This window comes from Bacillus sp. Xin1 (assembly GCF_013314535.1).
GTDB lineage: Bacteria > Bacillota > Bacilli > Bacillales > Bacillaceae_G > Bacillus_A.
Genome location: NZ_JABUAE010000080.1, coordinates 1 through 8546, shown reverse-complemented (window position 1 = coordinate 8546; position 8546 = coordinate 1). Strand labels below are relative to the sequence as shown.

Genomic DNA, 8546 nt, shown 5'->3' with positions numbered 1-8546 from the left:
CTATTCTCCAAGAAAGCAAGATAGATTGGACACTTGTTCGGTTACCATTTATATATGAAAAAGATATTAATAAAACTATAAAAGAAAATTTATTTGATATGCCAGGACTAACAATTACCAATCGCAATATTGCAGATTTTTTAGTTGATGAAATTTCAAATTCTAAATACATACGTAAAACACCATTTATAGCAAACTAGATTCAACAGAAGTACATATGAACTAGAAAATGTATATTACTACTATTCCGAATTGGAAATAATTGTAGATAACGAGAATTATGTTAATAATATCTCATGATGTGGTAAAATTCAGGTATTTTATTAATATGAATATACATGAAGTTTATAAAAGAAAAAGGAGGATTTTTATGGTCGATAATTATATAAATGAAAAAGATCATCTTTTTTATAAAAAACGTTTTTATAATGTTTTAGCTTCAATTCCTCTTGTAGTTAACACGCTAATAGTAATATATTTATTAGATTTGGGATTAACATATTTTGTAACCTTTACTGGCATTGCAGTAATAACTTTATTAATTCAGTTCATTTATTATTATTCAAATTGGAAAAAATCTTTTAAGTAACTTTTCTAATAGTTTTATGAATAAAAAGTCTCTTCAGAAGATAAAATGTACCCTATAGAGTAGACACTAAAAAGTCTCCCTATAGGGTTTTTGTATATAATTAAGAAAAACATAAAGACTGGGGAAATTTATGAGTACAAAGGTTTTTACAGAAAAAGAAATTAAACTATTATCATCTAATCAATATGTAAAATCTGTAAGTTCAAAAAGTATCACATATACGGATAAATTTAAGCGTATATTTATTGGGGAAAAAGAGAAAGGCAAGCTTCCAAGAGAAATCTTTGAAGAATGTGGGTTTGATATAGAAATCTTAGGAATGGATCGAATTAAGGCAGCGAGTAAAAGATGGCAAAAAGCTTATAATGAAAATGGGATTAGCGGCCTACGTGACACTAGATTTGGAAATTCAAAGCGTTCTAGAGAAAGCGAACTGACTTTGGAGGAGAAAAACGCTCGCTTAGAAGCCCAAATTAACTTACTAAAGGCAGAAAATGAACTGTTAAAAAAGATTCGTTTAATAGAAAGGGGGTTAAAAAAGTAGCTCTTCTTTCTAGCCAGAAATATATCCTGATTCGTTCAGTGATAGAAACATATCAACTTAAACATATGGTGAAATACCTATGTGGAATAGCTGGTGTCTCAAGAAGCGGTTATTATAACTATTTCTCTATGAAATCACAGGAGCGAAGACATCAAAAAGATAAAAAAGATGAGGTAGTAAAAGGGCTCATCCTAAAAGCCTTCCATTTCAAAGGTCGTAAGAAAGGGGCTCGCCAAATCAGAATGACTTTGGCGGGTCAATTTCAGGTTGTTTACAATTTGAAACGTATACGACGAATCATGAAGAAATACGACATTATATGCCCAATTAGAAAGGCAAATCCTTATAGACGAATTAGGAAAGTTACAAAAGAACATCGAGTTGTGCCTAACCTATTGAATCATCAATTTAAGCAAGAAATCCCTGGTAAAGTCCTTCTAACAGATATCACATATTTATTTTATGGAAAAGGTCAGAAAGCCTACTTATCGGTCATTAAAGATGGTTCAACTGGTGAAATTTTAGCTCATCATATATCAGAACGTATGACTGTAAAATTAGCTACAGACACCCTTCTAAAGTTAAAAAGGAACAAAAACTTTCAGAAAGCAAAAGATGCCTTGATTCACTCAGATCAAGGCATTCAATATACGCACCCTAATTTTCAAAAAATAGTTAAGAAACTAGGATTACAACAATCCATGTCAAGAAGAGGAAACTGTTGGGATAACGCCCTCCAAGAATCTTTCTTTGGCCATCTTAAAGATGAAGCCTCTATTCAAGCATGTACAACTTTAGATGAATTAAAAAATGAAATTAAACAATATATGATTTACTACAAGTATTACAGATACCAATGGAATTTAAAGAAGATGACTCCTGTGCAATACAGAGATCATCTACTTCGAGCTGCCTAGGCTTTTTTAATGTCCTTTACAAAGGGTACATTTTAAGATCTGAAGGGACTTTTTGAGATTTTTAAATACATAGACTACTGATAAGTGATGTTATGTGTCACTTTACCTATAAGTTGGCCGCAGTTGGAAGCATAAGTTGGCCAGAAAACACTTATTTTTGCAGATAATTATCTAATTATTCAACAGAATTGGAAGCATAAATTGGCCATAAGTTAATTATTAACCCATAAGCTGACCGTGAATTTCACAAAACAGTATAAAATGTGCTTTATATATCATTTTCGTTTTTGGTAAAATAAAATAAAGTCCCCTTGTTATTCGATTGTAGAATATATTTTACATTGAGCATTCTAGATATATCTTCAATTATTTTTAATCCAAGCCCCGCACTTTTACTATTAGTATCAAAACCAATTCCATTATCCCTAATGGAAACAACACTATGTTCAACGGTTACCTCAAGCTTTTTAGCCTTTGAATGTTTTAACGTATTCTGAAAAATGTTATCAAATAACCTTTGAATCCATAAATCGTTACTAATCCATATCAAGTCTTTATTTAGTGGATTATATATTAATTCAATATCATGAATACTATATAAATAATCCCACTTTTTAACCATAGCTTCTAATAAATCATGTATATTCACCTGGTGATTTAAAATATAAGAATTCTCTAATGTATTAGTGGATTGTAAATTTAACTCACTGGTTAATTCAGCAATATACTGTATTTGCTGATATAACGATTCTAATATTGGTGCTTGGTCATTATTATATTGACCTTCTAAGTAAAATAATTGTAACCTGACAGCTGTTAAAGGCGTATTAATATCATGCCTTAATTTATTTAAAAGTTCCTTCTTCATTTCCTCTTGCTGTTTAAGTTCTAATTCTCGATATGTAGTTCTTTCAATTAATAAATTTACTGACCTGATTAGTTCTCCAATTTCATCATCACTTTTAACGTCTAATTTATTCGGAATCTTTTTATCACTGGCTAAATTTCGAATGGTTTTATTTAATATATCTATTTTATTTAATAGTGAGTTAATCGATTTTGAAAATAAAAAGGCTAATAACAATATTGATAAAAAAAATACAACTAGCATCGTAGGATACGCAAAAGACTCATGAAAAGGAATGTCATTATTTTCCGCCTTAAAGGCACTATTATAGATTATTGACATAAAGATACTAATCAACAGTAATAAAAATGGTACGCTTATAGCAGCAGAAAATAACAATAACTGATATTTTTTCTTTAATTTCATTTCTTTATATAGGTATTTAATCTATACCCTTCTCCATATATATTTTGGATAATTTCACCCGTTTTATCATTGATTTTTGTTCTTATTTTTTTTATGTGCACATTCAAGATATTTTGATCTCTATCTTCGAATTGCCATAAATAATCAAAGAAATGTCCTTTCGTTAAAATACGATCCCTATTTTCATATAAATAGAAGAATATTTTACGCTCAATCGCAGTAAAGACAACTTCATTATGCAAGTTATTATTGAAAACTTTTTTACGCTCAGCATCAATATATAAGTGTTTGATTTGCGTAAAAGTACCATATTGATTATCTAACCTTTTCTGCATCCTTAGTAACAACTCTCTAGGATCAAAAGGCTTTATCATATAATCCTCCCCGATTGTCAAACCTTGGAGTTTGCTGTCCATATCACTTCGGGCGGATAGAAAAATAATTGGAATATTTAATCCTAGATTTTTTATTTTCTTTGTTATTTGAAAGCCATCTTTACCTGGTAACATCACATCCATGATAACTAAGTCCATTTTATGGATGATTCCAAACACTTCTTTTCCGTCTGTTTTCCAAATTACATTGTATCCTTCGCGCTGCAAAATTCTTTGCAACAAATCACCAATCATCACATCGTCTTCAACTATTAAAATATGATATCCCTTCATCATGCAAACCTTCATTTCACTTTTTTATTGATAAATTCCTTAGAAAGCTTATATATTTCATCAGCCTGGTATAAATAAATGCTGTGTGTCCCCCTCAATTTTATAACATCTGCTATTTCAAGTTGTTCTGCAAATTCTTTATAATCTTTGTAATGTTGTTTTGTATATTTGGAGTTTTTATTTTGATCAGCAACTGCATCTAAAAATAATATAGGTGTTTCTTTTGGTATCGGAAGGTTAACGGATTTTTTACTGTTTTCGTAAGAATGTAAGAGCTCTTGTTTCATATCAACATTAAAAAACTGTTTATACGATATTGCTTTATAAATTTCTTTTTCATGTTTAGTTAAAAAAGATTGTCGAATCACTTCAGGATTATAAGTAGTAGAAGGTAGAAGTCGATGAATACCCATTTTCGTTAAAATATTCATTCCTTTTATTTTTAATGTTGACTTATCCACTTCGCTTTTATATTTCACATACTGCTGAGGTAAACCAATATCTAACGCAATAATTCCCTTGATTTCCTCCGGATATTTTTGTGCCCAATAAATAGCCTCTATTCCCGATATTGAATGCGGAACTAAAATATAAGGAGGTGTATTTCCACTTTTAATAAGTGCTTCTCTCGTTTGTTCTAATATTTTATCAATATCCCTTACATCGTTAAAAATATCACTGTTCCCATAACCAGCTCTTTCTACTACAGTAATCTTATTTTCTTTTGAAAACTTACTATATACTCCTTTCATTTCATAAACAGGAGCAGCAATCCCAGAGCCAGCCATAAATACATATGTATCCTTACCGTTTCCCTCACTATAAACATTCATTTTTTTATTATTAATCTTAACGATTGTTCCCTTACTTTTAATAAGATCTGATTCCTTACTTAATTGATAGTTATGGTATATAAAAACAGATACTAATATAAGTAAGATAACCGCAATAAACATAATAAATATATTCTTTAATACTTTAAATAATTTTCTCATAGGGTTCTCCTTTCAAGTTATATTGAAAGGATACGATATAAAAATAAATTTCTAATAAATTTTATAGTAAATAATATTTTCTCTTTGTTTCTAAATAGAATTCAATTGTTCAGCTCGAATTTAATCACTTTTCAATTTCAGATGTTCTTTTTTGGACACCCCCTATGGTAATCATAACCAAATGAGGTGAAGCATCACAACTTTTTTACAAACGTCATGACTTTATTTCAAAGAAGCATAAGTTGGCCAAACGGACATCTTATGCTTCTTGTTACATTATGTCAATTTGACATAAATATAATATTAAGAAAAAATTACATAAAATTGTATATTTTTAATTAGTAATATATAATTTTGGTATGAAATTTATTGATTATATGGAGGATACATATGACTGATAAGATGAAATTTACGATCGGTGTTTTAGGTGGCATAGTTGGAGGATTACTTTCTTTATCGGTTTCTCTTCATTTAGGTTGGAATCTATTAATAAGTCTAGGACTTTCTATTGTAGATGGTTATTTATTGGGCTATTTAGTTTTGTGTTTGTTAAACATAAAGAGAAAACAGATAAATAATATTTAATTCAATTCTTATAAATAGAGAACTTTTTAAGATGGAGAACAAGAATTGGAGAAACTTTTAAAAGTAATTTCCGATAATAAGTGATTATGTAAAAAAGCTAGAATGGATCTAGCTTTTTCTTTTTTGTTTATGAATGTTACAAACTCTTTATTTATAATGTTTTTAATGTATACTTTTATTTTTTGTTTTGAGGATATCGGGGGATTCGGTTTGAAGTCAATGTTTAAGGGGATTTGAATGTAAACAAATAATAAAAAGTTTACTTTCATTTTTTCTTGAAAATATTTTTTTGAAGGGTATGGGATATATTTTAATTAAAAAACTTAAAATTAAAATATTTAAATGTATAATAAAACACAGAAGATATTGAAGAAATAAATAGAGAAGAGGGAATATCGTATGACTAGTTTAAAAAATGTTCTTGAGCTTGATTTTGCATATCTTGAAACCTTTACTAGCCGAATAGAGAAATCATGGGGTTCTATATTTTGTAATGAAAGTAACCCAGATTATTATGATGCAAATCATGCACATGTAAGTGCAGTAAGTTTAAATCCACAAATGATAGTAGATGAAGTAGTCCATTTCTATAAGACTAAAAATATAGTACCTAGATTTTATATATACAACTTAGATATGCAAGAACAACTGATTTCTGAATTACAAATAAAGAATTTTGGATTTGAAGAATTAATAAGTCCAGTCCAATTATGGAATAAGAAATTAACTAAAAAAGATAAAAATGAAAAAGTTACTATTGAAAAGGTATCTGAATTAAATTTTGAAGAAGCTTTAGATATTGAATGTAGTATAAAAGAGTTAGGAGGCGAAGTTAGAAAAAAAGCTTTTCAAGATGAATTCGAACATCCAGCATTTACTCACTATCTACTTAGATACAATGGAGTAGCATGTTCCATCGCTTGTATTTTTGAACATGAAAAACAGGCCCGAATGGAAAGTGTAGCTACAATTGAAAAGTTTAGAGGTAAAGGGTTAATAGGTGAACTTATTCACTTTATTCAAAGTGAAGTAATGAATAGAGGACTAGATAATCTTTGGGTGATCCCAATTAACGAAACAGTAGAAAAAGTGTATGAAAAGTATGGATTTGAAACAGTAGAAAAAATTAAAACGGGGCATGCATTTTTAGAAGGAAAAAGCATTAAAGAAATTCACGAGGGATAGAAAAAATGGTTCTGTTGCAAAGTTTTCTACATGAAGCTACACTCTAGAAAACAGGACCTAGGAAAATCAGACATGAGATATTTTAAAGGAAAACAATTCAAGAAAGATATTATTTTAGTAGCCGTGGGCTACTACTGTCGTTTTTCTTTAAGTTATCGCGATGTATCTGAAATCCTGAAAGAACGTGGTATTTCAGTTCACCCAACAACCATCATGCGATGGGTTCATGAATATGGAAATCTCATCTATCAAATTTGGAAAGTGAAAAATAAATCTGCACGCTTATCTTGGTATTGGGATGAGACTTATATCAAAGTTAAGGGAGAATGGCGTTATCTCTATCGTGCAATTAATAAAGATGGGCACACATTGGATATTCAACTTCGTAAAAAACGGGATCATCAGGCTGCCTATGCCTTCATGAAAAGATTAGTAAAGCATTTTGGAGAACCTACGGTTCTCACTACAGACAAAGCGCCGGCATTACTTTGCGCATTTAACAAATTAAGAAAACAAGGACTTTATCAAACTACGATCTATTGTACAATCAAACATTTGAATAATCTCATAGAACAGGATCATAGGCATGTAAAGAGACGTTTTTCCAAATCCGCAGGATTTCAAAATCTTCGTCATGCTTCACGTACGATAAAAGGTATCGAGACTATTCATGCCCTATATAAACAAAGGCGAAGTCTTCAAAGAGACTCCGCCTTTTCAACGTACAATGAACTTCAACAATTATTAGCTACTTCTTAAACAGTGCTACTCATTTACCAACCTGTTTATGTTTTTTTCAAACTTTGCAACAGAACCGTATTATTATTTTAAAGTTTTTGTGCCCTAATGACTTTTTAAATATTTTAAAAATTTTCTATAAAAACCTGTACTTTCTGGTAAGATTCTGTACTTTTAATTATAAATTAAAGATACGTTTCTATTAGTTTGGGTTTGAAAGCGCTTCAAGGGATGGTTTTGAATTTTTTAATTAGCCTATATTCTTGTATTTACAGGCTATTTATATAGATTAGTAGTGAGAAAGGGGATATATCCATGTTCTTAAGAAAATTAGCAAAAAATCACTTAATCACTATTGATTACTATCAGAATGGATTTTTACAAACATGTAAGGGGCGAGTTTGCAACCTTGATTTACACCAACAAACACTTCTTTTAATAAATGAACAGCAAAAGATCTTCTCTATATGTTTATCTGATATTAAGGAAATCTATTAATGATTTTCTTTATCTATAGAGGAAAATAAAATTAAAGATTCCTGAGATTCAGTAAAATTGAAAATATATTTTTATGTAAACAAAGTATTTAGATGAAGGTTTTGTAGCAAAAATTTGCAGACAAGTGAGGGGCAGTAGATCTACTGATATCATGTGTTGATTTAGAAGGGAATACCAGGGCAGACAAGTGCTTTTCTAAGAAGCGTTAGTTATAAACTAAAGAGACTTTATTATAGAACAAATATGAAAGTTTTTATAATCGTTTTTTTATTTTTTGATAATTCAGTTTATAATCTTGTGCAAATAATAAAAAGAGACAAAGAGGATTTATATAAGTCCAATTTAAAAATCCAGTATACGGAACAAGTATGATGATGCAGCTACATTTCTGGATAAAGACTATTTTTTTGCGGGAGGAGCTAGAGCATCTACGTGTACAAGCATCAGATCCTTCAAGGTGTCAGCTGTACAGTTACACGTTATGGAGATTCGTATAAAAGAGGAAATACCATTTTCATAGAAAATTTTTGTCTTTGTTGCATGTGTATATGAAA

Annotated in this window: 9 protein-coding genes and 1 pseudogene; 7 read left to right on the top strand and 3 right to left on the bottom strand. The window is 29.7% G+C overall.

Annotated elements, in window-relative coordinates; translation table 11 throughout:
* The 3 genes and pseudogenes from HRG09_RS27065 to HRG09_RS27055 all read left to right on the top strand — a co-directional run.
* A pseudogene (locus HRG09_RS27065) lies at positions 1 to 200 on the top strand (NADH-flavin reductase); the annotation flags it as partial.
* Positions 201 to 370: 170 nt separating this feature from the next.
* Positions 371 to 589 (top strand): hypothetical protein, encoded by a 219-nt coding sequence (locus HRG09_RS27060; RefSeq protein ID WP_063223176.1) that lies wholly within the window; start codon positions 371 to 373, stop codon positions 587 to 589.
* Positions 590 to 719: 130 nt separating this feature from the next.
* Positions 720 to 2050, top strand: a protein-coding gene (locus HRG09_RS27055) for an IS3 family transposase (RefSeq protein WP_254610190.1) whose coding sequence is annotated in 2 segments (ribosomal slippage) — positions 720 to 1092 and positions 1092 to 2050 — 1332 coding nt in all. Because the reading frame shifts where the segments join, the coding sequence is not laid out codon by codon here.
* A gap of 268 nt (positions 2051 to 2318) precedes the next feature.
* Here the strand turns inward: HRG09_RS27055 and HRG09_RS27050 are convergent.
* Genes HRG09_RS27050 through HRG09_RS27040 form a run of 3 tightly spaced genes read right to left on the bottom strand, consistent with a single transcriptional unit; the run spans position 2319 to position 4986 of the window.
* A complete protein-coding gene (locus HRG09_RS27050) occupies positions 2319 to 3323 on the bottom strand; it encodes a sensor histidine kinase (RefSeq protein ID WP_174103912.1) in 1005 nt (334 codons plus the stop codon).
* The gene (locus tag HRG09_RS27045; RefSeq protein ID WP_174103911.1) at positions 3320 to 3991 is read right to left on the bottom strand and encodes a response regulator transcription factor; all 672 of its coding nucleotides are present in this window, start codon (positions 3989 to 3991) and stop codon (positions 3320 to 3322) included. The genes HRG09_RS27050 and HRG09_RS27045 overlap by 4 nt, the downstream gene beginning before the upstream one ends.
* Positions 3992 to 4002: 11 nt before the next feature.
* Complete coding sequence (locus HRG09_RS27040) at positions 4003 to 4986, bottom strand: alpha/beta fold hydrolase (protein WP_174103910.1); 984 nt, start codon at positions 4984 to 4986, stop codon at positions 4003 to 4005.
* Positions 4987 to 5376: 390 nt separating this feature from the next.
* Between HRG09_RS27040 and HRG09_RS27035 the strand changes: the two genes are divergently transcribed.
* From HRG09_RS27035 to HRG09_RS27020, 4 genes are all read left to right on the top strand, one after another.
* Entirely contained in the window at positions 5377 to 5571 is a 195-nt protein-coding gene (locus HRG09_RS27035) for a hypothetical protein (protein WP_174103909.1), read from the top strand.
* Positions 5572 to 5970: 399 nt separating this feature from the next.
* Positions 5971 to 6756, top strand: a complete 786-nt coding sequence (locus HRG09_RS27030) for a GNAT family N-acetyltransferase (RefSeq protein ID WP_174103908.1) — start codon at positions 5971 to 5973, stop codon at positions 6754 to 6756.
* Between the two features lie 72 nt (positions 6757 to 6828).
* A complete protein-coding gene (locus HRG09_RS27025) occupies positions 6829 to 7515 on the top strand; it encodes an IS6 family transposase (protein WP_174103907.1) in 687 nt (228 codons plus the stop codon).
* Between the two features lie 294 nt (positions 7516 to 7809).
* Positions 7810 to 7992 carry a YolD-like family protein gene (locus HRG09_RS27020; RefSeq protein WP_174103906.1) on the top strand — a complete coding sequence of 61 codons (183 nt, stop codon included), beginning with the start codon at positions 7810 to 7812 and terminating at the stop codon, positions 7990 to 7992.
* Positions 7993 to 8546 lie beyond the last annotated feature (554 nt).